General features: G+C 48.3%; 24 protein-coding genes and 1 other RNA gene. 14 read left to right on the top strand and 11 right to left on the bottom strand.

Annotated elements, in window-relative coordinates:
• Positions 1-205: 205 nt before the first annotated feature.
• Positions 206-2,638: a DNA polymerase II gene (locus CF168_RS07750; protein WP_089068926.1), complete on the bottom strand. Its 2,433-nt coding sequence runs from the start codon at positions 2,636-2,638 to the stop codon at positions 206-208.
• A 140-nt stretch (positions 2,639-2,778) separates the two neighbouring features.
• Here CF168_RS07750 and dinG point away from each other — a divergent pair, with 140 nt between their 5' ends.
• Genes dinG through CF168_RS07720 form a run of 6 tightly spaced genes read left to right on the top strand, consistent with a single transcriptional unit; the run spans position 2,779 to position 8,224 of the window.
• Positions 2,779-4,851, top strand: a complete 2,073-nt coding sequence (dinG, locus tag CF168_RS07745) for an ATP-dependent DNA helicase DinG (RefSeq protein WP_011623224.1) — start codon at positions 2,779-2,781, stop codon at positions 4,849-4,851.
• A 9-nt stretch (positions 4,852-4,860) separates the two neighbouring features.
• A complete protein-coding gene (locus CF168_RS07740) occupies positions 4,861-5,634 on the top strand; it encodes a sulfite exporter TauE/SafE family protein (RefSeq protein ID WP_086902575.1) in 774 nt (257 codons plus the stop codon).
• Positions 5,625-6,293 (top strand): primosomal replication protein, encoded by a 669-nt coding sequence (locus CF168_RS07735; protein ID WP_176370290.1) that lies wholly within the window; start codon positions 5,625-5,627, stop codon positions 6,291-6,293. Before CF168_RS07740 ends, CF168_RS07735 begins: the two co-directional genes overlap by 10 nt.
• Positions 6,294-6,302: 9 nt before the next feature.
• The gene (locus CF168_RS07730; RefSeq protein WP_089067509.1) at positions 6,303-6,995 is read left to right on the top strand and encodes a DUF2057 domain-containing protein; all 693 of its coding nucleotides are present in this window, start codon (positions 6,303-6,305) and stop codon (positions 6,993-6,995) included.
• A gap of 5 nt (positions 6,996-7,000) precedes the next feature.
• Positions 7,001-7,903, top strand: coding sequence for a histone deacetylase family protein (locus CF168_RS07725; RefSeq protein ID WP_089067508.1), 903 nt, complete (start codon positions 7,001-7,003; stop codon positions 7,901-7,903).
• A 33-nt stretch (positions 7,904-7,936) separates the two neighbouring features.
• On the top strand, positions 7,937-8,224 hold the full coding sequence (locus tag CF168_RS07720) for a late competence development ComFB family protein (RefSeq protein WP_011623229.1): 288 nt from the start codon (positions 7,937-7,939) through the stop codon (positions 8,222-8,224).
• Positions 8,225-8,364: 140 nt separating this feature from the next.
• Here the strand turns inward: CF168_RS07720 and ffs are convergent.
• The 8 genes from ffs to pspA all read right to left on the bottom strand — a co-directional run bounded on the left by ffs (position 8,365) and on the right by pspA (position 14,872).
• An RNA gene (ffs, locus tag CF168_RS07715) (signal recognition particle sRNA small type) lies at positions 8,365-8,462 on the bottom strand.
• Positions 8,463-8,687: 225 nt separating this feature from the next.
• A complete protein-coding gene (locus CF168_RS07710) occupies positions 8,688-9,053 on the bottom strand; it encodes a ComEA family DNA-binding protein (protein WP_089067507.1) in 366 nt (121 codons plus the stop codon).
• A 239-nt stretch (positions 9,054-9,292) separates the two neighbouring features.
• Complete coding sequence (megL, locus tag CF168_RS07705) at positions 9,293-10,486, bottom strand: methionine gamma-lyase (RefSeq protein ID WP_089067506.1); 1,194 nt, start codon at positions 10,484-10,486, stop codon at positions 9,293-9,295.
• A 318-nt stretch (positions 10,487-10,804) separates the two neighbouring features.
• On the bottom strand, positions 10,805-12,007 hold the full coding sequence (locus CF168_RS07700; RefSeq protein ID WP_086902570.1) for a TIGR01620 family protein: 1,203 nt from the start codon (positions 12,005-12,007) through the stop codon (positions 10,805-10,807).
• Positions 12,004-13,464, bottom strand: a complete 1,461-nt coding sequence (locus tag CF168_RS07695) for a YcjX family protein (protein ID WP_089067505.1) — start codon at positions 13,462-13,464, stop codon at positions 12,004-12,006. The genes CF168_RS07700 and CF168_RS07695 overlap by 4 nt, the downstream gene beginning before the upstream one ends.
• Positions 13,465-13,558: 94 nt before the next feature.
• The gene (gene pspC, locus CF168_RS07690; RefSeq protein WP_011623234.1) at positions 13,559-13,945 is read right to left on the bottom strand and encodes an envelope stress response membrane protein PspC; all 387 of its coding nucleotides are present in this window, start codon (positions 13,943-13,945) and stop codon (positions 13,559-13,561) included.
• Entirely contained in the window at positions 13,932-14,171 is a 240-nt protein-coding gene (gene pspB, locus CF168_RS07685; protein ID WP_089067504.1) for an envelope stress response membrane protein PspB, read from the bottom strand. Before pspB ends, pspC begins: the two co-directional genes overlap by 14 nt.
• A gap of 17 nt (positions 14,172-14,188) precedes the next feature.
• On the bottom strand, positions 14,189-14,872 hold the full coding sequence (gene pspA, locus CF168_RS07680; protein ID WP_089067503.1) for a phage shock protein PspA: 684 nt from the start codon (positions 14,870-14,872) through the stop codon (positions 14,189-14,191).
• 177 nt (positions 14,873-15,049) lie between these two features.
• Here pspA and pspF point away from each other — a divergent pair, with 177 nt between their 5' ends.
• The 8 genes from pspF to CF168_RS07640 all read left to right on the top strand — a co-directional run bounded on the left by pspF (position 15,050) and on the right by CF168_RS07640 (position 23,157).
• A complete protein-coding gene (gene pspF, locus CF168_RS07675; protein ID WP_089067502.1) occupies positions 15,050-16,138 on the top strand; it encodes a phage shock protein operon transcriptional activator in 1,089 nt (362 codons plus the stop codon).
• 69 nt (positions 16,139-16,207) lie between these two features.
• Positions 16,208-17,833, top strand: a complete 1,626-nt coding sequence (gene sapA, locus CF168_RS07670; protein WP_089067501.1) for an ABC transporter substrate-binding protein SapA — start codon at positions 16,208-16,210, stop codon at positions 17,831-17,833.
• A complete protein-coding gene (locus tag CF168_RS07665) occupies positions 17,833-18,864 on the top strand; it encodes an ABC transporter permease (protein WP_089067500.1) in 1,032 nt (343 codons plus the stop codon). Before sapA ends, CF168_RS07665 begins: the two co-directional genes overlap by 1 nt.
• Positions 18,851-19,741 (top strand): ABC transporter permease subunit, encoded by an 891-nt coding sequence (locus CF168_RS07660; RefSeq protein ID WP_011623240.1) that lies wholly within the window; start codon positions 18,851-18,853, stop codon positions 19,739-19,741. Before CF168_RS07665 ends, CF168_RS07660 begins: the two co-directional genes overlap by 14 nt.
• A 3-nt stretch (positions 19,742-19,744) precedes the next feature.
• Positions 19,745-20,752, top strand: a complete 1,008-nt coding sequence (locus CF168_RS07655; RefSeq protein WP_011623241.1) for an oligopeptide/dipeptide ABC transporter ATP-binding protein — start codon at positions 19,745-19,747, stop codon at positions 20,750-20,752.
• Positions 20,733-21,518, top strand: coding sequence for a peptide ABC transporter ATP-binding protein (locus CF168_RS07650; protein WP_089067499.1), 786 nt, complete (start codon positions 20,733-20,735; stop codon positions 21,516-21,518). The genes CF168_RS07655 and CF168_RS07650 overlap by 20 nt, the downstream gene beginning before the upstream one ends.
• A gap of 105 nt (positions 21,519-21,623) precedes the next feature.
• Positions 21,624-22,826 carry an enoyl-ACP reductase FabV gene (gene fabV / locus CF168_RS07645; protein WP_089067498.1) on the top strand — a complete coding sequence of 401 codons (1,203 nt, stop codon included), beginning with the start codon at positions 21,624-21,626 and terminating at the stop codon, positions 22,824-22,826.
• 118 nt (positions 22,827-22,944) lie between these two features.
• Positions 22,945-23,157: a TOBE domain-containing protein gene (locus CF168_RS07640; RefSeq protein WP_037417205.1), complete on the top strand. Its 213-nt coding sequence runs from the start codon at positions 22,945-22,947 to the stop codon at positions 23,155-23,157.
• Between the two features lie 149 nt (positions 23,158-23,306).
• Here the strand turns inward: CF168_RS07640 and ppiD are convergent, their stop codons facing one another.
• Positions 23,307-25,172, bottom strand: coding sequence for a peptidylprolyl isomerase (ppiD, locus tag CF168_RS07635; protein WP_089067497.1), 1,866 nt, complete (start codon positions 25,170-25,172; stop codon positions 23,307-23,309).
• 226 nt (positions 25,173-25,398) lie between these two features.
• Entirely contained in the window at positions 25,399-25,671 is a 273-nt protein-coding gene (gene hupB / locus CF168_RS07630) for a nucleoid-associated protein HU-beta (RefSeq protein ID WP_011717547.1), read from the bottom strand.
• Positions 25,672-25,852: the final 181 nt, after the last annotated feature.

Below are 25,852 nucleotides of genomic sequence, written 5' to 3'. Positions count from 1 at the left end.
TTCGTTTATGTTTTATCAACGTCATTCCGTTGTTATATTTCCTTACAATTTCCCGGTGAGAGTAGCAAATTTTCATTCCACTCTCCAAGCGAAACCTAAAGATTATGTAGAGAAACATCACAAAAACAGCGTGTTTAACCTCTATAAAACAGGTTAAAACACTACACAGACCCGCAAATAAAACACAAAACACACAACAGCAACGCTAAATTAACAGCAACTGTTTAGAAGCAATGTTCGTGTAATTTAATTTCATTATTGAAAAGACAGGCTCTGCAATAGGGCCAATTTGCTTATCTATATAGTATTGATAATCAATTGTAGACGATCTATGCGAAACAGGTTCAGGACCGTTTACAGTAATCACATAATCAATCTGTGCCCCTCGCTTGCCAAAGGATGCCTTTCCTGTTAATTCACAAAGCTGGCGCGCCACTTTGACATGGGGAGAAGATTTGGCCGTGTATTCATCTAAATTACGGCGCATGCGTTTGCTAAATACCAGCTCATCATCGCGTTTACCAGCCAGCAGCTCAGCAATCACATCCGTTAAATAGCCACTAATATCCCTTTGGTTAAACATGCGCTCATAGAGTTCAGCCTGCACCTTACGCGCCAAGGGGCTCCAATCACTGCGAACCTGCTCCATCCCCTTAAAAGTGATTTCCAGCGAGCCATTCCTATTGCGCCAAGCACCGACATAACGCTTCTTACTGCCCTCCTCCGAGCCCCGCAGGGTCGGCATAAAAAACTGTTCGTAATGGCGCTCAAACTGTAGTTCGAGAAAACTTTCTAGCTGAAACTCCTGCGCAATTTTACTTTGCCATTGCTGATTCATTCGCGCGGCAATCTGCTTACCTAAGGCATTAATATCACTGAGATCTGGCTCTGGGCCTAAATAAACGAAGGTGGAGTCGGTATCTCCATAAATGACTTGGTAGCCCATGTCCTCAATCCACGCGCGAGTTTGCTTCATGATTTGATGACCGCGCATGGTGATGGAGCTTGCCAGTTTCGCATCATGGAACACGCAGCCTTGGGAACCCAAAACCCCATAAAGCGAATTCATAATGATTTTAATCGCTTGCGATAAAGGCGCATTCGCCTCCCGCTTGGCTTTTTCGCGTTGTTCGGAGAGATTTTGGATAAGTTTTGGCAGGATCGGTTGATGTCGGTTAAACCGCGCGCCCAAAAAACCGGCAACGGTTTCAGGCTCATCTAATGCAGATCCCTCCTCGTCATCCAAACCTTCAATCAAGCCCTTAGGATCAATTAAAAAAGTCCGGATAATCGATGGGTAAAGGCTTTTAAAGTCAAACACTAAAATATGTTGATAAAAACCCGGGACAGAATCCATTACATAACCACCAGGGCTTTCTATCCCTTGGCTAGCAGGCTCTGCGGGCGCGACGAAGCCTGCCCTATGTAAATGCGGTAGATACAAATGGTTGAATGCGGCGACCGAGGCGCCTACGCGCCCCAGTTCTAACCCCGTTAATTCGGCGCGAGCGAGGGCAAAATCCCACAATTGAGTATGTTCAAAGATATCCCACACTAAGCGACTATCGGTCAGATTATAATGTGCAAGCCCTTGTTTATTTTCGGCAAATAGCACATCAATCTCTTGCACTCGATTTTCTACATCATGAATCGCTTTGCCTTCACCGAGTAGCGTTTGGGCGACAAACTCCAAGGAGAAGCGCTCGAATTGATAAAAGGCCGCCTTTAACCAATCGATACCATCGAGCACCACTCGCCCCGGTAAACTTAAGGTTTCAGGCCGAAATTTATTCTCGACCTTCCACTCGAGAAGCGCGCCACCGCGGCCGATACGCAGCGGGATCCGGTGCAGCAACGCACGCCGATATAACAAGGCCAAATCAAAGGTCACCACCGACCAACCAATGATCACGTCGGGATCAAACTCAGTAAACCAAGCGATGAGACGATGGATAAGCGCCGCTTCATCGTTCACCCATTCGATGTAGATTGCAGCATCTGGCTGCGCCTCGCCCACCATAATGACTTTTTCATAGGGCTGAGATTGCACATCGCGTCCATAAAGGGCCACGGAATAGAGTAATCCTTCAAAACTGCATTCAAAATCGAGGGAGATTGAACGCAATTTTATTTCCGGCTGCGGGGCAACGGCTTTTGCTCGTACAGCGCTAAAAATGAGCAATTGTTCATCTATGCCAGCGTTGCTGACAAAATGCCCTAAAAATGCCACATCGAGCGCCACAAAACGTTCGATTAAAAAACGCTGCTCGGGACGGATATCCGCCTCAAATAAGGGAATGCCAGCATCCGTCGCTATCCGCTGTAAGTGACGAAACACACTGCTCGACTGGGCATAAATCGCCGCAACGGATTGTCTTTTAAAGCTTTTAAGTGCAAGCGGTACAAAGCGCAGTGCCTGCCCCGGCGTTTGTAATTGCAATGCCGCCATATCGCTTTGATGACAAAAACAAATGTACTCAGAGCCAGGTAACTCCACCAGCACAGGGCCTGAAGCGGTGGCAAGATAATACTGCAGCACAAGCGTTGCACCGCGCGTAATAACATGGCGCGTGAGGACGCGTCCCTGTACACTCACAGGCGCAGCCGTTTCAGGCGTCAGACTCTCGGGGGGATTCAACTGCGGTTTCACTCTAAGGCTCTCGCTGCTTATTGATTCTCGGGACACAGAATAAAATTGCCATAAAATGGCAGAAAAGTTTCTTAGGCTATGCAATCACTGTTATTATGTACAGCATTAATTCGATAAAGTAGTGCCGCATGTTACCTGACAACGTAAAAAACCAGATCCGCGCTATCTATAAAGATATTGCCGCCGCTTTGCCTAATTTTAGGCCACGCCGCGAGCAAAATTTTATGGTGGCAGAAATCTCTAAGACTCTTGCTGGCGACTATGACAAAGATAGACGCATCATAGTGGTCGAAGCGGGTACGGGGATTGGTAAATCATTGTCTTATATTTTGGGCACCATTCCGCTTGCACTTGCGAGTAAGAAAAAGGTCTGTATCGCTACGGCAACCGTGGCGCTGCAGGAGCAGTTGCTGCACAAAGACTTACCGTTTTTTCTCGAACAATCAGGGCTAAACTTTCGCTTTGGTCTGGTTAAAGGGCGCCAGCGTTATGTCTGTTTGTCCAAGCTTGCCATGCTGATCGGCGATGATAACAGTACCCAAATGGCCATGTGGCAAACAAAGCCGGATAACAGCCAAATTGCCATGTTGCAGGAGCTGCTCAGCGACTTTAATGAAGGCCGTTGGAACGGTGAAATCGACACACTATCGACACCAATACCGGACCATCTCTGGCAACAAATCGCCTGCGATAAACACAGTTGTCATCGGCAACTCGCCAGTCATCGTAATTGCCCGTTTCACAAAGCCCGCGAGGATGTGGACACCTGGGATGTACTGATCGCCAACCACAGTTTGCTGTTCGCCGACTTGGAGCTGGGGGGCGGGGTGATTTTGCCCGATCCCGAAGACGTATTTTATGTCATTGACGAAGCTCACCACTTACCTATCGTCGCCCGGGACTTTTCTAGCGCACAGGCAACGCTTAGAGGCGCCGCCGACTGGCTTGAAAAAGTCGGTAAGACCAGCGCCAAGTTACAAAATCAAATAAAGAGCAACAATATCATCGCCCCTGCGCAGGCGATGCAGGATCATATCGGTGACTTAATCGCTCAGCTCAATCAAGTCGCCCACTTCTGTGATACCCAGACCAAGCAGTTTGCTAATCCTGAGAGCCGCTATCGGTTCGAACACGGCAAATTGCCCGATGCACTGAAAATCCCCGCCGAGAATCTCGCGGCCACCTCCAATCTCGCCCTTAAACAATTTAACAAGATGCAATTATTGCTGGCTGAGGCGATCAAAGATGGCGACATTCCTAAGCACCAAGCGGAAGCGCTACAGGCCGAAATGGGCTTTATGTTGCAGCGACTCGAAAACCTGCAAAAGCTCTGGAAAATGATGGCAAAGGAAGATTCGACTAAAGGCGCGCCCCTCGCCCGCTGGATTGAATTGCTCACAGGCAAACAGGTCGATTACTTGTTTAGCGCCTCGCCGATTGAAGTCGGTTTTATGCTCGAATCTATGCTGTGGCAAAAGGCGGCTGGCGTCGTGCTGTGCAGCGCAACCCTGCGCGCGCTGAATAACTTCGACCATTTCGCCCATCAAGTGGGATTATCGGTAAAGGACGGCAGTCGTTATCTCGCCCTGCAATCCCCTTTCGATTATCCGAATAACGCCACGCTCTACTTACCTAAGATGAAAACCGAGCCGACGGACGATGCCTATACCGCTGAGCTTGCCGAGCACATTTTGGAGCTGATTGACGGCGAAATGGCCACCTTAGTGTTGTTTGCATCTTACTGGCAAATGGAGAAAGTGGCCGAATTGCTTGAGGGCAAACTCACGCAGGAAATCCTTATTCAAGGAAATGCCCCGCGCCAGCAATTGCTTGAGACCCACAAAGCCAAGTGCGACAAAGGTGAGCCGAGTATTTTGTTTGGCACGGGCAGTTTTTCTGAAGGTCTAGACTTACCCGGAGATTACCTCACCAACCTCATCGTCACTAAGCTGCCCTTTGCGGTGCCGACATCGCCCGTTGAGCAAGCCCATGCCGAGTATGTGAAAATAAAGGGCGGAAATCCGTTTCTGCAACTCACCATTCCAGATGCATCGCGAAAGCTTATCCAAAGTTGTGGTAGATTACTGCGCAAAGAGCAGGATTATGGCCGAGTCACTATCCTTGATAGACGATTAGTGACCAAACGTTACGGCAAATCCTTGCTAGACGCACTGCCCCCCTTTAGACGAGTCATTGAGTAGGATTAAGATTTGGAGTTGTTACTCGAGCCCAGTAACTGGGCCCTGTTGGCTGTCATTGGCTTAATTGCAGGTTTTATCGATGCCGTAGTCGGTGGTGGAGGCCTGCTCTCCATTCCTGCCCTGCTCACCCTCGGGATCCCGCCCCACACCGCCTTGGGTACCAATAAATTTGCCGCCAGTTTTGGCTCCTCCATGGCGGCTTGGACCTATTATCGCCAGCATCTGCTCAAACCCAGTTTTTGGTATATGGCGTTTATCGCCACCTTTATTGGCGCGGTGCTCGGCAGTGTGTTGGTGTACTTGTTAAATGCCCTGTGGCTTGAAAAAGCCTTACCACTGCTCATTATTGGCATCGCGATTTACAGCCTGCTGAGCCCAAATGCCATCTCAGATACCGATTGTCAGGCACCAACAAAAGCCCAATCTAAACTCAAACAAAGTCTGCAAGGGCTCCTGCTGGGTGGCTATGATGGTTTTGCCGGCCCTGGCATTGGTGCCTTTTGGACTGTGAGTTCAGGCGCTTTATACAAACTACCACTGTTGCATAGCTGCGCGCTTGCCAGAGCCATGACTTTTACCAGTAACTTAACGGCGCTGGCTATCTTTGGCTTTCTAGGGCAAGTCCATTGGCAAATCGGTCTGTGGATGGGGTTATCTATGATGCTCGGCTCCTTTATCGGTGCCCGCTGCGCGATAAAATTTGGTATGCCTTTTATTCGGCCTTTGTTTATATTAATTGTCCTGTCAATTGCCGCTAATCTGGCGTGGAGCGCATGGTTTTGAACACTTCGCAGCTAATCAGCACGTTGAAAAATCAGCTCACAACACTCGAGCAAGAGGTACTGCAACACGACAGTCATCTTGCGCCGAGCCAGCGTAAACTTCTGCAGGATATTGAGCGCTTTAATCAGTCGCTGTTTATTCAAAATGGCGCCCAACTCATGCCTTGCATTGAACAAATTCGTAATAGTATCGGTCAGTTAGAGAAGCAAATCGCCCTAAAACTCGCGCCGCAAACCATCGCCCTAAGCTGTGAACGTATTCAAGACCGTTTTACCGCGGTTAAACGGGCGCTACTGACAACCTCAATCGATATAAAGTCTAAAAATCAACAACGTGCCAGTAAACGTGCGCGTTTTGCCCAACAACAGACCCAATCGCACCAAGCCAGTGGGTTTGCTTGGATTGCCAGCAATGTGTTACAAAATAGCCACGAAATCTATGCCGAACTGAATAAGCATCTGAATTGGGCTAAGAAATTTGAACAAAAAATTGCAGAAATGGAATCAAAACTTGAAAACTGTCATAGTGCTGACAAAATCCGTTTGCAAAATGACATCCTTTTGATGCATCGTCGTTTGGGTAAATGCAGGCAAGCCATCAGTTATATCGAAGATCGCATTCAAGCATTCGAACGTCCGCATCAGAGTCATAATCGTTAAGGAGCAACAATGAAATCACTTTTGCCAATCAGCAGCCTGCTAGTGCTACTCGGCTCTGCCTCAGCCTTTGCCGCAGATCTGAATATCCCTATGTCCTTCGAATACCTTGCCCTCGATGGCAAAAAAGTCGAGTCCAGCGTATTCAACCATAAAAGCAGCTTAGAGTTGGCGCCCGGCACTCACAAAATCGCCATCCGTTACCATGAAATGGTTGAAGACGATTTCAGTGACAGCCAAACCTTCGTTAAGTCATCCCCTTTTATCGTGACCTTAGAAGTGGACGGCGATCATCAATATTATTTGCAAGCCGCTGAGGGCAAGGTCGTTAAAAAGCCTAAAACCTTCGCTCAAAATCCTCAGGTCGTATTAACCCGCTCTGACAAAGGTCAGGTGAATTACAAAGTGACAAACACCGACATTGAAGAAGAGAGCTTTGTCTCCCGTCTCTTTAGCGGTAACCAAGCGGTAGATGTGTCAGGTACTGCCGCCGCTGCAACGGGCGCGGCAGGCACAGCGGCGGTGGTTGCCACGCCAGCCCCCACTTCGGCGCAGGCAGCTGTGAACGCCACCTCATTAACCGCTCCGGTTGATACTTCTAAAGCAGCGGGCGCGAATCCACAACAGATGCTGCAATACTGGTGGTTACAAGCCGATGAGAAAACACGTAAAGAGTTTATGAGCTGGGCTATTTCACAACTCTAATCAAGATGATCCCATTGGTTTATCACGCCAGCTACTCCAAGCTGGCGTTACCCTCCCACCACCGCTTTCCCACGACCAAATACGCACGCCTTTATCAGTATCTGCTCGATAATCAACTGGCTGTAGCGGCTCAATTCCATGCTCCCTCGCCGATGACGGCGGAAGATGTAATGCTGGTGCATCAGCAAGATTATGTCGAACAATTTATCCAAGGTAGCTTAGCCAGTACGGCCTTAAGACGCATCGGCTTTCCATGGAGTGAAGCCTTAGTCGAGCGCACTTTGCACTCGGTATCGGGGACGAGTTTGACCGCACATTTAGCCTTGCAAACGTGTATCGCCCTTCACTTAACGGGCGGTTATCACCATGCACACTATGACTTTGGCAGCGGCTACTGTATTTTCAACGACTTGATTATCGCCGCCCGCAAACTGATGGCCGAGCAGCAATTACATAAGGTGCTGATTTTTGACTGTGACGTGCATCAAGGTGATGGCACAGCTACCCTCAGCCATAGGCATCAGGGCATTATCAGTTGCTCCATCCATTGCAAAGAGAATTTTCCCAGTCGTAAACAGCAGTCACACTATGATATTGAACTGAAGAAAGGTTCAGATGACCGCGCTTATCAGGAAACCGTCGAACAGACTCTCGAACTGCTGATTCGACTCCATCAGCCGGATTTAATCCTGTATGACGCAGGCGTCGATATTCATCAAGATGATGACTTAGGGCACCTAAAGATTAGCAAGCAAGGATTATATCAACGTGATTTAACCGTGTTATCTATGGCAAAAGCGGCAAATATTCCTGTTGCAGCGGTAATTGGCGGCGGCTACAGCCGAGACGAACTACAATTAAGCCAAAGACATAGCCAACTTTTTATTGCAGCCAACCATTTGTGGTAGCAAACTCAATAAAAATCATCATGGAGCACAGCGATGCAACTCGAAATCCGTAACTATTACGAAGTTCTCTTAATGGAAATGTTATCCGATGAAGGCCTGATGGATGAATTGCCGGAGGATTATTTAGCCGATCTCTGCTGTGTGACACTCAATCAACTGCCCGTGCGCTATATTCGTCACCTAGTCGACACCTATTTCTTCGAAGATTACAACGAGTTGCAAGAGCTCAAACGAGAGATCCAAGCCGCATTAGAGAAATCACGCGCCTTTCTTAAACAGAATCTACAAAAAAGAATGCAGCAGGAAGAAGCCGACAGCTAAGTCATACGAAAGTGGCATAGCTACATCGATTTGCAACAAGCTTTTACGAGTAAATTCAGTAGAGTTGCTAAATGCTAAGTTGGCTAGCTGCTGAGTTAAAGATAAAGAAGATTGGAATAGGATTGGGAGATTTGGAGGTTCCCCTAGAGCCGACACCCCGGCACACGAGTCGCTTGCTGCGGTTGCTCCCTTCCGGGCCTGGCCGAGTTCACAAGTTATCATTGCGGGGGGACCCTAGGGTCACCATAACTTCGAGTGTATCACTTGATGGATGATCACTGAACGACGCGGATTATCCCCCATGGCTCCTATGGGATCAAGTGCTAATCCGTCCGTTTGGCAAATATCCGGTTTAACTGGACAATCTATAGGCAAACTAGCCAAGTGAAAATGATAAAAGCCTGCTAATGCAGGCTTTTTCTTATAAGGGCTCCAGTACCAAGAGTCTGGAGGCGCCTTATCCCTAGAGCTTTATCATATGGCGATTTTGCTCAATCAACTTAGCGCCAATGCCAGAGACATTGGCCAACTCATCAATGGCCTTAAATTTACCATTCTGCGTTCGATAGTCTATGATGGCCTGCGCCTTGGCCGCCCCAATGCCCTTGAGCATTTGTAACTGCTCAGACGAGGCGGTATTGATATTCACCTGAGCCGAATCAGGCATGGCTTGCTTAGCATCCATTGCCATACTTTTAGCATCGGTCTTGGCTTGAGTTTGTACTTTACTGGCTTCTTTAACGGGATCGGCCGCCATCGCAGGTAGTGCAAACAGGGCTGAAAAGACAATGGCGCTCACCATTGCGGGTAAACGGTGTGTTACTTTCATAATGCTTCCTCTCTCCTTGAAATTCGGCCTTTCGTCCTACTTCCGTGGCCGTCAATCAAACATAGACGAAGCTTTTATGAATTTCCAAACGGCTCCAAACAAATATTGTGGATCGCTAACATAACCCATTCTTTGCAGATAGCGTTGTTGGTGATGTAGGTGGTGATATAGCACATTGCGTCGTGCCATAAAACAAAAGGATGCCATAAGGGCATCCTTTCACTAAACCTCGCAGAGCCTTATACCAGCATGGCCAAGGCTTGGTTTAAATCCTCGATGATATCGTCACAATCCTCTAAACCGATTGAGATGCGCAGTAAATTATCACTTATCCCCGCGGCCTGGCGCGCCTCTGGCGTGTAGGGCGAATGGGTCATGGATGCTGGGTGCTGAATAAGGGATTCCGCATCCCCCAAACTTACGGCGATTGAAAACAGCTTAAGGTAACCCACAAAAGCCATCGCTTGCTCAAGAGAGGCGACTAACTCAAAGGCAATCACGCCACCAGCCCGCGCCATCTGTCCACCGATAAATCGATGCCCTGAATGGGATTTAAGCCCGGGATAATACACCCGAGTCACAGCAGGATGTTGCTCCAAAAACTCGGCAACACGCTGGGCACTGTCACAATGGCGCTGCAAACGCACATCTAAGGTTTTCAGCCCGCGCAAAATCAGCCAAGCATCGTGGGGAGACATGACGGCGCCGATATCTTTTAGGATTTCATATTTCACTCTGTGCAGCTGCTCTTCACTGCCACACACGACGCCGGCAATTACATCGCCGTGTCCATTCAAATACTTAGTCGCACTGTGTACCACTAAATCGATACCGAATGCCAAGGGTTGCTGCAGCAGCGGCGTCATAAAAGTATTATCGACAATGCTGACAAGCTGATGCCGTTTCGCAATATCGGCGATACCTTTGAGATCAAACACCTGTAAATGAGGATTAACCGGAGTTTCGCAAAAAATCACCCGTGTGTTGGGTTTGATGGCCCGCTCAATGGCCGCTAAATCGGTAAAATCGACTAAGGTGACTTCGATACCGAAGCGGGCAAATTGGCTGGTCATAAGGGCAAAGGTGCAGCCATAAACCGCATTAGAAGCCACTAAATGATCGCCCATCTGGAGGTTAGCCAGCAGCGCCGCCGATACGGCCCCCATGCCAGAAGCCGTTGCCGCCGCAGCTTCTGCCCCTTCCAAAATTGCCATTTTACGTTCCAGCTCGGCAACTGTCGGGTTACCTAGGCGAGTATAAATGTAACCGGGTTCGTTGCCAGCGAATCGCTCACCACCTTGCTGCGCCGACTCAAAGACAAAGGTCGCCGTTTGATAAAGTGGCGTCACCAAAGTACCAAAGGCTTCGCGCTCATGTCCGGCATGAATGGCTTGGGTTGCGGCTTTCCACTGCTTGCTTGATTCATCTTGCATTGCTCACTCCTTGTTGTCGCAGAGCCTCATTCGCTTGTTGTTTCATTGTTCGTTTTAATGAGGCCATGCTTAGGGTCTTGATAAGTCCTATTGTTAAGTTAATGAAACATTAGCCCTATCGAATAAGCACTAACATACCCCGCCGAGCGGGTGAAACCAGTGCCATGATGAAAATAGCATCAGAGGCGCTGTAACTAAGTTGTTACATTCAGAGGTTTGGGGCAGAAAATCTGCGATAAAAAATGCGCTAATGACAGGGTCATTAGCGCATTAGCATTTAGCCTAAAGTGCAGTCGCGGTGTTGCGCACTCGGCTAGGTTATTTCTCTTTGGGTGTTGAGCCTGTTTTAAGCTCAGCAGCCTCTAATTGGCTCTTAAGCGCATCGCGCCCGTCTTTAGTCAATAACTTACCGGCAAACTGTTTAAGCTCAATCAACAACTCTTGATGAACTTTCGATAATTTGGGGCGCTGCTCCTCCCTAAACTGAATTGGTCGACACAACGCCATGGCTTGATATCCTAAGCGCGCCGTGAGCAGCCCACCACCTAAGCCTTGAGCAAGCCGTGCAGATAATTTCCCCGTCATCTCAACCGACAGCAGTTGGGTGCCCAAATCGGTCACTAACTCGCTGGTACCGGCATAGATGATGTTAATAATGATGCTACGAATGAGTTTAATCCTGCTCCAATAGCCTAACTCTATCCCATAACAGGCGGCGACATCCCGCAGCATGCGTTGGTTACGCCAAAGAATAATGGCCATATCCAATGCCGCCAGCGGACTCGCGGCAAGCAACACGGCTGACTCGGCCGCGTATCGACGGACGATTTTTTTCGCCAGTTCATCCCGCTCAGTAAGCACTAAGTCCTCAAATAACAGCACTTTTTCAGCGTCGTTGTGTTCATCTTTGAGCGACTGACGCAGCCGCTGTAGCCCCTGACTATCGGGATAATGGCGCACTATATTATTGATAAAACCATCGGCCTCCCCCATTTGCATACTGAGGGCAAGCCTTGCGCCCGACTCTTGCGTATCGGCAACCTGCTTGAGGCGTTTTAATTTACGGTATTCGCCCAAGGCTGTGACCATAGCCCAACTGCCGACTAAACCGAGTACTGCGCCATAAAAGCTAAATAACCAAGGGCTTGCCAACCAAGCGTCCCGCAAACCTAATCCCGTTTGCACTAAAACCAGTAGCAATAACCCAAAGACGGAAAAGCGCGCCAGCCAAGACCAACGGCGAGATTGATGCAGTTTTGGCCGAATGGATGACACATCCAATACTTGTGGATGGGCAGCCAAGGCATCATCGACAACCTCATCCACCGCTTTTAAGGGTGTCTGTGGTGCAAAAGCTTGGGCACTCTTAAGCTCATCAGTGGCAGACTGAAGTTTGACCTTATCAGAATCAAATACTTGTTGTTTTTTGAGCGGTTGGCTTCCAAGTGTATTTTCAGACATTGGTTTATCGAGCCCGTTTGTCTCTGACTCACTTGAAGGTGGTAACGAATCTAAACTCATTCCAATTTATCCCCCACGAGATACTGCAGAAGGTGATCGAGACGGATATGGTCAAAATGCACCGAAGATGGGTCCACATTGCTGTTATTCGGCGGAGCAAATCCCATAAAATGAAACCCTTGATCGCGCCAAAAGTTGGGCTCGGGTAAGCGAGTGGGCACTTCGCCGGGAAAAAGCGTCAGGGCTTGGCCGTTCAATCCAATCCCCTGCACAACTTCCACATCCCCTTCCGGAGTGGTCACCATGCCATGACGCGTCGCCTTAATGGCACTAATGGCCATAGTCTCGACTTTACAACCATCGAAACTGGCAAAGTGTTGGCTGTGTTTGAGCATATCGGTGAGCAGGGATAACACATGACTTTGTTGGTCCCGGGTCACATGGTCAACCTTACTGGCGGCAAATAATAATCTGTCTATTCGCGGCGCAAACAATCGGCGTAAGTAACTGGATTGACCATATTGGAAACTCTCCATAATGGCATTTAACGCGGCGCCCATATCCTCAAACTGGGTTTTGCCACGGTTTAAGGCGCTGAAGCAATCTACCAGCACTAACTGGCGATCAAACCCCGCAAAATGCTGTTTATAGAAGGGTTTAACAACCTTGGCTACGTATTCTTGGTAGCGTTTTTCTAGAACATGAAAGGCGCTGTGTTTATCGCTTTGTTTGAGCTCGTTCCATTGATTGTCTGTCACCGATAACAGCGGAAAAAACGCCAGCAGCGGCGCGCCTTCCCATTCCCCTGGTAATAACATTCGTCCGGGTTGTGCCTGATAATAACCCTGCACATGCACTAAATCGTGCAAGAGTTGCTGATACTGATCGGCAATGCGTTTAAGCTGCAGCTCATCGGCCGCCTCGGTTAAATTGAGCGCACTTAACGAAGTTTGAAACTCTGCATACAAAGGCGAGCTTTTTAACACAGCGACACGTTGTTGCTGCGCGCTGCACCATTCGATAAAGCTTTGGCGCAGCATAGGTAAATCTAATAGCCACTCGCCGGGATAATCGACAATATCTAAATACAGCGTAGCGGTATCGGCAAACTTGGCTAGCAGCCCCTTCTGCGGCTGGTATTTGATGGCTAAGCGCAGCTCCGAAATCGTGCGGGTCGATGCTGGCCAAGTCGGAGGCGTCGATGTAAGCGCTAACATTGCGCCCTGATAATCGAAGCTGGCAATTTCAAGATCCGGCTGCATTGCTCGCTTCACCCCGAGCAAACGTTGCTCACGGCTCACTTGCCACAGAGGTAAAGCATTCCCATGGCGGGAATGGGATACCTGAGAAGCCGCGCCACTATTGAGTAGTTGGTTGACTAATCCGGTAATAAATGCGGTTTTGCCCGCCCCCGATAACCCTGTTACCGCGAGCCGTAAATGCCTGTCAGCCGTTCTATGGAGCAGGGATTGGCTCTTCTGAGTTAATTTATGGAGCGAAACGTCAAGCATTCCCATAAGGATGTCCCTAAATGTTGAATGAGGTTAACTATACACTGGAATTGACGGGAGATTAAGCAACAAGGGCGGACATGGCCGCCCTTTAGAGGGATTACAAGCTATTGATTTGTCTTTTTAAATCAAAGTTATCAGATGTAACATGGCGTTCAAGGTTTTGCAGTCTCACCTCTAGGCTTCTAAATTGCCTGCTCACATCGCTTAGCGCTTGTTTAGCAGGCTCTCCCGATTGCCAAGGTTTCTTCTTCACCTCGATGTCATCCCTAACAGTGCTATTTTGGGGTTTGATGTCGAGTATCACCCATAACGCAACATAGATGATAAACACGACGCCCGAACCACCTAATAGGAAGATAGAAACCGCAAGTACCCGCACTAACCATGTTTCAATTGCAAAGTATTCGGCTATCCCCGCACACACACCTGCGACTTTACCTGACTGGGGAATGCGATACAAAGTACGGCCACTAGTTCCTCTCATGTTTGCCCCTCCATTCAGGCGATTCTGTATCCAGAATGGCCTCTAAGGTTTCGATGCGTGCAGCCATCTTATCGGCTTTAGCAATCAAATCATTGAGCTGTGAAAACTCTTCCTCAGTGAGTCCCTGGCTCACTTGTCGCTTACTGCGATAATGAAGAACTAACCATATTGGCGCCACCACTATCATAAAGATGATAATTGGTGCCATTAGTATGTCCATATCCATAACTCACCTCTGAATTGTTATTCTTTTGACTTAGTCGCGGTTTTGCCTTTTACTTTGGCCTTTAATGCTTCCAGCTCGGCATTCACTGAATCTTCAGCTTCCAGCGCGGCAAACTCATCGGCTAATGTCTTTTTATTACCCAGATCGTAGGATTCAACCTGCGCTTCTAACCCTTCGACACGGCGCTCATATTGCTCAAATTTCAGCATAGCGTTGTCGATTTTGCTTGAGTCTAACTGCTTCTTCACTTCTAAACGTGATGAGGCGGTTTGTTTACGCAAAATAATGGTCTTTTGGCGCGCCTTAGCATCCAGCAACTTTTCTTGCAGCAGGCTAACTTCATCCTTTAAGCGCACAATGTGCTCGTCGATCACTGCCAACTCTTGGTTTAAGGTATCCACTAAACCCGCGGCTTTTTGTTTTTCAACTAAAGCGGCCTTGGCTAAATCTTCACGATCCTTCGACAGTGCCAGCTCCGCTTTGTCTTGCCAATCTTGAACTTGTTCTTCAACACGGCTGATACGACGGATTAATTCTTTCTTTTCAGCTAACACTTTTGCTGACGTTGAACGAACTTCTACCAGTGTATCTTCCATCTCTTGGATAATCAGACGAACCATTTTTTCAGGGTCTTCTGCTTTATCGAGTAATGCGCTGATATTGGAGTTAATGATATCGGCGAAACGAGAGAAAATTCCCATAATGCTATCCTCAAATTGATGTTGGTCTCGCTTAGGGTAATACACTAAGTGTGCCAACTTTTATTTTATGTTTAAATTCATAAAGATAAACATATTTTTAACTTTTTCTTTATTTTATGGCTCAAGCCACTTATTATCATTTTCACCAAAATTTAGCGCGAAAGACTAAAAAATATCGTGGATAATAAATTTCAGCAAGACAACCTCATCGGCCAATCGAACGCCCTACTCGAAGTATTAGAGCATGTGTCGCAGATTGCGCCGCTCTCTAAACCTGTGCTCATCATTGGTGAACGGGGTACGGGGAAAGAGCTGATTGCTGAACGCTTACATTATCTGTCTAAACGCTGGGATCAAAGTTTTATTAAGCTAAATTGTTCATCTTTGAGTGAAAATTTGCTCGAGAGTGAATTATTCGGCCATGAGTCAGGTGCCTTTACTGGCGCCAAAGGTAAACACGAAGGCCGTTTTGAGCGCGCCGACGGTGGCACCCTATTCCTCGATGAGCTAGCCAACACCTCGGGACTAATTCAAGAAAAACTGCTGCGGGTCATCGAATATGGTGAGTTTGAACGGGTCGGCGGCAGTAAAACCATTCAAGCGGATGTGCGCCTGATTTGCGCCGCAAACGAAGATTTACCCTCACTGGCCGACGCCGGCGAATTTAGGGCCGACTTGCTCGACCGTCTGGCGTTCGATGTGATCACTTTGCCGCCGCTGCGTTGTCGCCCCGAAGATATCATGACCTTAGCCGAATACTTTGCTGTGGGCATGGCGCGGCAGCTTAAACTGGAACTCTTCAGTGGCTTCAGTGCCAGCGCGGTCGATCAGCTGATGAGTCATGACTGGCCGGGGAATATCCGTGAACTAAAAAACGTGGTCGAGCGCAGTGTGTATCGCAGCAGCGGCGAAAACCGCCCTATTGAACAGATTATTCTCGACCCTTTTGCATCCCCCTATCGACCAACCACGCGAGTGCGTACCCGCGAGCGTCAAATCACGGCACCTGAAGCGCCGCAGAGCGTGCCAGTAGTCACGTCGGCCAAAACCGATACTGACACGGCCGTCATTGCAGAGTCCATCAACAACCCATTTAGTTTTCCCTTGGACTTTAAAGAGCAAACCGAGCGTTATGAGATGGAGCTCATCCAACAAGCCTTATCGGCCAGTCAGTACAATCAAAAGAAGACGGCTGAAATCCTTGGTTTAAGCTATCACCAGCTGCGCGGCATTCTGAAAAAGTACAATTTGCTCGATAAAGCATAAGCAGATTGCCCACGGGCGAGAAGCACTGCTAAAATAGCCGTTCATAGTCGATAAAATAATGATTTATAAATGAGTGTGCTAATAAGACGCCTGTGCCTATCAACTGCAGTTTTCTGCATGAGTGGGTTGTTGGTTGCATGTGGCCCCCAACGACTCCCTTCTGGTTTGGTCTATTGTTCCGAAGGGAATCCCGAGTCTTTTAATCCGCAGTTGGTGACATCAGGCACCACTATCGACGCGACCTCACATCAAATTTATAGCCGCTTAGTGGACTATGACGCGCTCTCAGGCCAGCTCGTACCCGCGCTGGCCACCAGTTGGGCCGAGAGTGACGATGGCTTAAGTTACCGTTTTACCCTCAGGGAAAATGTTAAGTTTCAACATTCATCCCGTTTTACCCCGAGTCGCGATTTTAACGCCGACGATGTGCTGTTTTCCTTCAATCGGATTATCGACAAACATCACCCTTACCATGGCGTATCACGTACCGGTTATCCCTTTTTCCAAAGTATTGGCTTTTCAGAACAAGTTAAAAGTGTCGAAAAAATCAATGACCACGAGGTTATCTTTCGGTTAGCGCGCAAAGATGCGTCGTTTTTATCGAATCTTGCCACCGACTTTGCCGTCATCCTCTCGAGCGAATATGCCGATCAGCAACTGGCACTAGGGCATCCTGAAAATCTCGATCATTTCGCCATCGGCACAGGGCCTTTTACCTTAGTGCATTACGCCAAAAACGAATATATTCGCTATCGACGCAATCCCGACTTTTGGGGCGAGCCCGCTAAAGTCGATATGCTGGTGTACGATATCACCCCAAAAAGCACAGTCAGACTGGCCAAACTTATCGCCGGTGATTGCAGCGTATCGGCCCTGCCCAAAGCGGGTGAACTGCCCGTTATCAAGCAACATGAACAGCTGAGCATTGAGTCTCAACCCGGTCTTAACGTAGCCTTTTGGGCCTTTAACACACAAAAGCCTCCTTTAGATGATGTACGCGTGCGCCGCGCCCTCGCCTATGCCGTGGATAAGCAAAATATCTTACGGGCCGTGTATCAAAACACCGCCATAGAAGCCATAGGGGTGTTGCCGCCAGCGTCTTGGGCCTACGACAGCAATAAAAAACTGTTAGATTACAATCCGCAAAAAGCGCGCGATTTGTTGAAAGAAGCGGGAATAAAACATCTCAGCATCGATATTTGGGCCATGCCCGTTGCCCGCGCTTACAACCCTAACGCGTTAAAAACCGCCGAGTTAATTCAATCTGACTTGGCCAATATCGGTGTAAAGGTCAATATCATCAGTTACGACTGGAGCGTCTTTAGCCAAAGATTGAGCCGAGATGAATATGACTCAGTCCTCATCGGCTGGAACGCCGATAACAGCGACCCCGATAACTTCTTCACGCCATTGCTGAGTTGCTCGGCGATGCAATCAAACAACAACCGCTCTCGCTGGTGCAACAAAGAGTTTGATGCCATTCTAGACAGAGCGAGGGAAGTCTCGACTCAGGCCGAGCGCAAGGAAATTTACCAAGAGGCCGAGGCCTTCTTAGCCGAGCAAGTGCCAATGTTGAGTCTGGCCCACGCCAAGCGAGTCGCACTCACTCGCAGCAATATCCATGATATGCAGTTAACCCCTTTTGGCGGCATCTCATTTGCCCGAACCAGCCAAGCTGAGCAGGAGACGCACTGATGTTCAGATACCTGTTACGGCGCCTCAATCTGTTTCTTGCCACTTCGCTAGTGATGGTCGGCGTGCTGTTTTATGCAACTGGGTTGTTTCCAGTTGAACGCACCTTCGCCCTCACAGGGATCCATGCACCGTCAGAGAGCCAACTGGTGCAAATTGAGCAGGACTATAGGTTAGATAGCAATAAAGCCATGCAGTTTATTGCCTATTTACAGCAAAGGCTGAGCGGCAATTTGGGCGTATCCGTCACCTCGCACCAGAGCGTGGCCGAAGAATTAAGCTCTGTGCTACCCGCCTCCTTCGAACTCGCCGTCATGGCGGCCGTGATAGCCATTGGTTTAGGTGTGCCGCTTGGCGTGTTGGCCTCCCAGAGTCAGCATAAACTCACCCAAAATACCATTATGGCGATTACCCTGACGGGCTATTCTGTTCCTGTATTCTGGTTAGGTTTGTATTTGTCACTCTGGTTTGGTGTCGACTTAGGCTGGCTGCCCATTTCAGGGCAACTCAATCTTTTATATGAGATAAAACCCGTTACAGGATTTATGTTGGTCGACATTTTGCTGTCTGATTCTGAATATCGCATATCTGCCTTTAAAGATGCCTTATTGCATATCGTTCTGCCCGCCACCACACTCGCAGTGCTACCTTTTACCGTGGTCGTACGCAGCACTCGCTCGGCAATGATGAATGTGATGAACCAAACCTTTATCCGCGCCGCCGAAGCCAGAGGCATGCACACCAATACCATTATTTTGCGCCACGCCTTACCCAACGCACTGATCCCAGTATTAAAGCACTTGGGGTTAATGCTCGGAGCATTTGCGAGCTATGCGATTGTTGTTGAAATGATTTTCTCTTGGCCGGGTGTGGGTTCTTGGTTGGTGTCGGGTATTTATCAGCGGGATTATACGGTTATCCAGGGCGGGATTTTAGCCGTAGCCTTGTTGATCATCTTTTTAAGTATTTTGATTGAAGTGCTGCATACCGTCTTCAATCCCTTGAGCAGAAAAGATCTTTATGCCTCCAATTAAAATTTATCAGGAAGATCAAATCGCCTCGCCCATGATGCGGGTCTGGCAGAATTTTTCGGCAAACCCCTTTGCCTTAGCGGGTCTGTGGACCATTGCTTTCCTGCTGCTGCTCACCCTGTTTGGACCTATGATTGCCCCCTTCTCCCCCGAGGCGCAGGATCCACGGGCATTACTGTTACCGCCCTCTTGGGACCCTTCGGGCACAGTGGCGCACTTTTTGGGCACTGACGATCTGGGTCGTGATATTTTTAGCCGCTTGCTGCATGGGGCACATTTAACCTTCGGCATGGCGCTGATGATTGTCGGCACCGCATTGTTTATGGGGTTCATCATCGGCTCGCTCTCCGGCATGATGCGCGGCTTAAAGTCCAGTATTTTGGGACACTTGCTCGATGCATTGCTGTCTATCCCTTCACTATTAATGGCGATTTTAGTGGTTGCCGTGATGGGGCCAGGGCTTGAAAACGTCTTCTGGGCTGTGGGCATTGCCTTAACGCCACAGTTTGTACGCTCCATTCATCAATCGGTACATGAAGAGCTACAAAAAGAATATGTGACTGCCGCCCGTTTAGACGGTGCTAATTCGCTGCAGATTTTTTGGTATGTGATCATGCCAAACGTCTGGGAAGTAGTGATTATTCAAACCACGTTAGCCATTTCTGCCGCGATTTTAGATATTGCCGCCCTTGGCTTTTTAAGCCTTGGCGCCCAAGCTCCTAGTCCTGAATGGGGTGCAATGGTCGCACAAGGTATGGATAATTTGTTGACCGCACCTTGGACTGTAACCATTCCAGGGTTAGCGATTCTTTTTAGTGTGCTCGCCATTAACTTGGTGGGCGATGGCTTGAGATCGGCGCTTGCGCCCATCAGAAACTAACCTATGCCATTACTCGACGTTAGAAACCTGACCATTGAGCTCGACACGCCCCACGGCAGAGTCCGCGCCCTTGAGAAAGTGAGTTTGACCCTGAACGCGGGGGAAATCCACGGTCTCGTGGGTGAATCAGGCTCGGGCCGCAGTCTGCTCGCCAGAGCCATTCTTGGGATCCCAGGCCCCAATTGGACCATTACCGCCGACCGCATGATGTGGGATGGTAATAATCTGATGGCCATGACCTCGAAGGAGCGCCGTAATCTGATGGGTTCAGATATGGCGATGATCTTCCAAGACCCGTCTGGCAGCCTTGACCCTTCGCAAACCGTGGGTAGTCAGCTGATGCAGGCTATGCCTAAGAATCCTAAGGCTTACTTTTGGCAAAAGCACAAACATGCCAAACAGACAGCGCAAAAATGGCTGCATAAGGTCGGGATTAAGAATCCGCAAAAGGTCATGTCCAGCTATGCTTGGGAGCTTTCGGAAGGCGAATGCCAAAAAGTGATGATCGCGATGGCAATTGCCAACCAACCGCGATTATTGATCGCCGACGAACCGACAAACTCGATGGAGCTGAGCACTCAGGCACAGATTTTCCGTCTACTGTCACAGCTAAACCAGCTACAAAACGTGTCGATTTTAATCATCAGCCACGAGCTTGAGACCCTAGCACAATGGTGCGATCACCTATCCGTGCTCTATTGCGGTCAAGTGATGGAATCAGGTCCAACGGAAGAACTGATCAATCAGCCCTATCATCCTTACACTAAGGCACTCTTGGATAATATGCCGGATTACTCGGGGATAGAGGCGCACAAGGCCATTATGCCGACCCTGCCAGGCTCAGCCCCCGCCCTGCAGCATCTGCCCATTGGTTGTCGCCTAGGGCCACGATGCCCTGAGGCACAAAAGAAATGCGTTAATCAGCCAAGTTTGAGTCATTTACGCGACCGCTACTTTGCCTGCCATTTCCCTTACCACGGTGAAACGACAAATGACGACCCCACTGCTTAAAGTTAACGATCTCTTTAAGAGGTACGATACCGGCTATAGAGGTTTTACCCGCCAATATAATGATGCCTTAGCACCGGTTTCATTTGAATTAAACCGCGGCGAAACCTTAGCTATCGTGGGTGAAGCGGGCTCAGGTAAGAGTACGTTAGCGCGTATTTTGGTGGGCGCAGAACCCCGTAGTGGCGGTGAAATTTACTTTGAGGGAGAGGCGCTTGATAGTCGTAACATCAAGCAGCGCTGCCGCCTTATTCGGATGATTTTCCAAGATCCCAATACCTCACTCAATCCAAGGCTCACCATTGGGCAATTACTGGACGAACCGCTGCGCTTTAACACTGAGCTATCCGCCAAGGAGCGTAATGGCCAAGTGATTGATACCTTGAGGAAAGTCGGTTTATTACCCGAGCATGCGGATTTTTATCCCCATATGATTTCCGAGGGGCAAAAACAGCGGGTTGCGGTGGCGCGGGCACTGATGCTCAATCCAAAAATCATCATCGCCGACGAGGCTTTAACCGCCTTGGATCTCTCGGTACGCTCACAGATCCTTAATCTGCTGCTTAAACTGCAGAAGGACTTAGGCTTGTCCTATATCTTCGTGTCCCATAACCTGAATATTATTCGCCATGTCAGCGATAAAATTATGGTGTTACACAAAGGCGTGATGGTTGAGAAAGCCCCAACAGAACAGATATTTAATTCGCCTCAGCACGAATATACCCAAAGGCTGATTCAGGAGCAGAGCCTGTTTGTTCATAAGCGTTAAACTGCTCCAACCACTTAAATATTCAGGCGAATTGGCTAAAAATAGATGCCATTTAGCCGCCGAAGTATTTATCCTATTGGTCATTTTGATAGAAGAAGCTTAAACATGATTATCAAACCCAAAATTCGTGGATTCATTTGTACCACAACTCATCCCGTTGGTTGTGAAGCTAACGTTCAAGAACAAATTGCTTTAACTAAAGCCAAAGGCAAAATCGCCAACGGTCCGAAGAAAGTACTTGTTGTTGGTTCATCAAGTGGTTATGGCCTGTCTTCACGCATTGCCGCCGCCTTCGGTAGCGATGCAGCAACTATTGGCGTGTTCTTCGAAAAGCCGGGTACTGAAGCCAAACCTGGTACCGCAGGCTGGTACAACTCTGCCGCTTTCGACAAGTTTGCCAAAGCTGAAGGTCTGTACTCTAAGAGCATCAACTGCGATGCCTTCAGCCATGAAGCTAAGCAAAAAGTTATCGACCTTATCAAGCAAGATTTAGGTCAAGTCGACATGGTGGTCTATTCATTAGCATCACCCGTGCGCAAACTGCCTGACTCTGGTGAGCTAGTGCGTTCTTCGCTCAAGCCAATCGGTGAAGTGTATACTGCGACCGCCGTTGATACCAACAAAGACTGCATTATCGAAGCAACCGTTGAGCCTGCGACTGAGCAAGAAATTGCCGATACTGTCACTGTGATGGGCGGTCAAGATTGGGAACTGTGGATTAACGCACTTGCCGAGGCTGGTGTATTAAGCGATAACTGCAAAACCGTAGCATACAGCTATATCGGTACTGAGTTAACCTGGCCAATCTACTGGCACGGCGCATTAGGTCAAGCCAAGATGGACTTAGACCGCGCAGCTAAAGCCCTAAATGATAAACTCGCGGCCAAAGGCGGTAGTGCTAACGTTGCCGTGCTGAAGAGCGTTGTGACCCAAGCCAGCTCTGCCATCCCTGTAATGCCACTGTATATTGCAATGGTATTTAAGAAGATGCGCCAAGAAGGCCTGCACGAAGGCTGTATGGAACAAATCTATCGCATGTTCAGCGAGCGTCTGTTCCGTGCCGATGGTGCAAAACCAGAAACCGACAGCGACAACCGTCTGCGTTTAGACGATTGGGAGCTGCGCGAAGATATCCAGCAGCATTGCCGTGATCTGTGGCCACAAGTGACCACTGAAAATCTGTCTGAGCTGACCGATTATCAAGAATATAAAGCCGAGTTTATCAAACTATTCGGCTTTGGCATCGAAGGCATCGACTACGATGCAGATGTGAATCCATACGTTGAGTTCGATGTGATCGAGCTGTAATCGAATAGATTGAATAATCACGATAAAGCGCCACCCTCGGGTGGCGTTTTTATTTGCCGCAAATGCCGTACGATAGGCTAAACTAGCATGACCATTCAACACAAACTAAGGACAAAGAATGAAAATCAGTGCACGTAATACCCTGAGTGGCACTATTACCGCTATCGAAATTGGCTCTGTAAACAACGAAGTCACTATCGAACTGGCACCGGGCGTAGTGTTAACCTCTGTCGTCACTAAAGCATCCTGTGAGCGTTTAAACTTGAAGGTAGGTGATTCGGCTTATGCACTCATTAAAGCCAGCAGCGTGATGATTGGCGTGGATGATTAAGCGGCAGAAATAGCGCACTTATCGTTTGATAACGCGGTATCAAGACAAACAAAAAGGCCAAGTAAACACTTGGCCTTTTCTATTTGCATCGCGAAAGCAGTTATTACTTCGCCAAAATAAGGGATAAGCTCAGTTATCCCTTATTGCCATTAACCTTCTACAGGATAATGAACTTTCGCATTCGCTTTCAGTGACTCAATCAGACCGCGGTAATCCGCTTCGCTGTATTGTGCATTTAAGCGTTGTTTCAGCGCATTGACTAACTCATCGCTAACTGACTCTGCCGCGTTCACTTTATCCAGTGCAATCACAGCGTAGCCATTAGCTAAACCAACAGTGTCAACTACAGGTGCAGCACTCGGAGTTGGCATTTGGAAGGCTTTGCCGACAATGGCCGCGTCAACGTCTTGTGCGCCACGACCCAGTTTAGTCTTAGCCGTGAGAGTCACATCAGTCGCACCCGCTTTAACTTGGGTCATCAGCTCTTGTGCTTTAGCACGTGCCGCTTCGTTCGCTTGATCTTGCTTCAAACGCTCAGCGATGTCGGCCTTCACTTCGGCTAATGGCATAGTGCCCGCATCGTGATGTTCCTTCATACGGATAACCACAACATGGTTTGGCTCAAGTTCAATGACTTCACTGTTTAGACCTTGGCGTAAAACCGTGTCAGAGAATGCGGCTTTAACTACGTCAGGCTTGTTCAATGCCGCTGGCACATCATCACGTGAGAACATTGGCGTAGTCTTAATCTCAACGCCCACCACTTTCGCAGTTTCGGCTAAGGTATCAGGCACTTCGTAGCTGGTATCAGCCAGTTTGCTCTGTAAGCTGTAGAATTGATCGACCGCTTTTTTCTCTTGCAATTGAGCCACAATTTTCGTTTTGACATCCGCAAATGGCACTATTGTACCTGGCTGAACGTCTAACAGTTTGATGATGTGGAAACCAAAGTCCGTTTTCACGACTGCTGAATGCTGACCTTTTTGCAGTGCAAACAGTGCGGTATCAAAGCTTGGGTCCATTACACCGGGTTCAAACCAGTCTAATTTACCGCCCTGCTCCGCACTTAAGGTATCTTCAGAATTGGCTTTGGCTAACTCAGCAAAATCAGCACCGTTATCTAACTGCTTAGCTAAATCTTCAGCCTTGGCTTTCGCTGCCGCTTCATCGCTGCCAGGGCCAATCAGAATGTGCGCCGCTAAACGTTTCTCGTTAGACACATATTGCGTCTTATGTTCATCGTAGTAAGCCTGAGCTTCTTCATCGGTCACTTTGCTGTCTTTAGCAAAATCAGCCGCGTTTAACTCAACATACTCTAAGCTCACTTTCTCAGGGCTCATAAACTGGCCTTGGTTAGTGTCGTAGTAGTTTTTAACTTGCTCGTCTGTCACAGAGGCATTCGCAAGGAATGGCGCAGAATCCACTACTAAGTAGCGAATGTCGCGAGTTTGACCTTGCAGCTCAGCTAATTGCTTAGCTTCACCTGGTAATACGAATTCAGTGCCCACTAACGCTGCAGTTAACTGACGACGAGTCATATCGACACGCATCATGCTTCTGAAGGTTTGTGGCTGATAGCCTAACTGACGCAAAATCGCCTGATAACGGTCGTTATCGAATTTGCCATCGGTTTGGAAAGCGGGTTCTGATTTAATCGCCGTGATAATTTGTTCGTCAGACACACGTAGCCCCATAGCGGCGGCAGCTTGGTCAATCAATTTATCGGCCACTAAACGTTCGAGTACGCTCTGCTTGATGCTTTCTAGGTATCTTTCGTCGGCAGATAACGCAGCAAACATTTCACCCAGTTGTTGCTCCATACGAGCGCGTTCGCTCTGATAGGCCTGCTCTAACTCGGCTTTAGTGATTTTGTCACCGTTGACTTCTGCGGCAGGGACGTCCGATTTTGCGCCTAAATAGCTACTTACGCCTGCAAATGCAAAAGATAAAATCACAAGTACGAGAATGCCTTTAGCAATCACGCCTTGCGAACCGTCGCGGATCTTTTCTAACATCAGATTTCTCGCTCGTTGCGATTAACAAAATAAAAAGGCGCATCAATTTGAGATGCGCCTTTCTGTAATTTATGGGGATTATTCAGACGCTACCACTGGTAAGTACTAAAACCCCGAGTAATGGTAGAAATTGTGCTTCAAAATCCATTACTTTCAATTCGTAAAAAGCACTGTTTAAACAGTGCTTATCATTACGAACGCCTTACAAAGGCTACGATATCAAAAATTAATTGACAGCGTCTTTCAGAGCTTTACCAGCTTTGAATGCTGGAATTTTTGCTGCTGCGATTTTGATTTCTTGACCCGTTTGTGGGTTGCGACCAGTACGCTCTGCACGTTCACGCACTTCAAAAGTACCAAAACCAACAAGAGAAATTTTATCGCCTTCTTTCAGACCTTCGGTCACAGCAGCGATAAAAGAATCCAGTGCACGGCCAGCAGCGGCTTTAGAAATGTCAGCACCAGAAGCGATTTTCTCGATTAGTTCAGATTTGTTCATGTCATCCCCTTGAATGTAATTTTTTTGCGCCGCAACCAAATCCGTCTCTAGAGCGGTCTGCGGAGGCTTTTATAACAAGCTTGAATTCAAAGTTCAAGCTGAGTTCGAAAACCAAAGAAATAAAACTGGATACAGCTCAAAGCCAGTTGCGCCAAGGGCTTGGAGCAACCGACTCTCCACA

The sequence above is a fragment of the Shewanella bicestrii genome (assembly GCF_002216875.1).
In the GTDB taxonomy this organism is placed as follows: Bacteria; Pseudomonadota; Gammaproteobacteria; order Enterobacterales; family Shewanellaceae; genus Shewanella; species Shewanella seohaensis.
The sequence above is the reverse complement of the archived record's forward strand: the minus strand, read 5'-3'. Positions and strand labels throughout refer to the sequence as shown.